General features: G+C 75.5%; 2 protein-coding genes. Both read left to right on the top strand.

All coding sequences use genetic code 11. From position 1 onward, the window contains the following. Nucleotides 1-960: DUF58 domain-containing protein (locus tag E7Z54_RS09290; RefSeq protein WP_136433075.1), on the top strand; the 960-nt coding region annotated here is incomplete at its 5' end. Continuing rightward, nucleotides 957-1201 (top strand): hypothetical protein (locus E7Z54_RS09285; RefSeq protein ID WP_136433074.1); only part of this gene is annotated, 245 nt, incomplete at its 3' end. The genes E7Z54_RS09290 and E7Z54_RS09285, both read left to right, overlap by 4 nt.

The raw sequence follows: 1201 nt of genomic DNA, 5'->3' as shown, positions 1-1201 counted from the left end.
GGGACGGCCACGGTCGAGACCGCGCTGCGCGCCATGCGGTGGGGTCGCCGCAGGCTGGGCGACCCCGTCGTCGCTGCGTACGACGCGTGGGGCGCCTGGCGCTGGGGGCCGGTGGCGTGCCCGGGACTCCAGGTGACGGTGCTGCCGGCCACCGAGCCCTTCGACGCGTCGGCGCCGGCACCGCATCCGCGTGGTCTGGTCGGGATGGAGCGGGCGAGCCGCCCCGGGGAGGGCACCGAGTTCGCCAAGGTCCGACCCTTCGAGCTCGGCGACCGGCTGCGGCGGATCCACTGGCCCACCTCCGCGCGGAGCGGGCGGCTTCACGTCACCGCGACCTACGCCGACGAGGACGCGCACGTCGCGGTCCTGGTGGACGCGGTGAACGACGTCGGCGACAGCGGCGGGCTGGACGGCGGAGCCAGCAGCATGGACCTCACGGTGCGGGCCGCCGCCGTGCTGGCCGAGCACTTCCTGCGTCGCGGCGACCGGGTCGGCATCCGGGTCTTCGGCGCGTGGGGCGCGAGCTTCGTTCCGTCCGCTTCGGGGCGTCTGCAGCTGCGCCGGATCCTCGACACGCTCAGCCTGATCGAGCCGGGGACCGCCCGCGGCGAGGACGCGCTGGCGGCACGCCAGGGCCTCGGCGCCGGCACTCTCGCGCTGTTGCTGTCGCCCCTGATCGATCCGGCCGCCACCCAGCAGGTGGCGATCCTGACCAGCGCCGGGATCGACGTCGTCGTGGTCGACACCCTTCCGCCCGAGCTCGCGGAAGGCACCGGTCCGGGTGCGTCCGCGAACGAGGTGCTCGCCTGGCGACTCCGGATGCTGCAGCGCCGACTCGAGCGCGACCGGATGACCGCGCTCGGGATCCCGGTCGTCACCTGGGCGGGTCCGCAGAGCATCGACCGGGTCCTGCGCGACCTCACCCGACGCGCCTCCGTCCCGCGGATGGCACGGCGATGAGTGCCGGGCTGGCCGTCGTCGACCGCCAGGGCCGCCGGCTCGGCGTGGTCACCTGGTCACGCGCTCTGACCTGGTTGGGCGTCGTCGGGCCGATCGCGGTCGTCGCCGCGTGGCTGACCCGCGTCGCGCCGGATGCCCCGTGGTGGCCCGGTCCGGTGCTGCTCGTGCTTGCCGTCGCGGCCGCCTGGGTGCCCGACAGCCCGCTCGGTCTGGTCACGATCGCTGGCGCCGGTGCCTGGTG

The organism is Nocardioides sp. (assembly GCF_004803405.1).
Taxonomy (GTDB): domain Bacteria; phylum Actinomycetota; class Actinomycetes; order Propionibacteriales; family Nocardioidaceae; genus Nocardioides; species Nocardioides vastitatis.
This window is presented reverse-complemented; position numbering and strand designations above follow the sequence as displayed.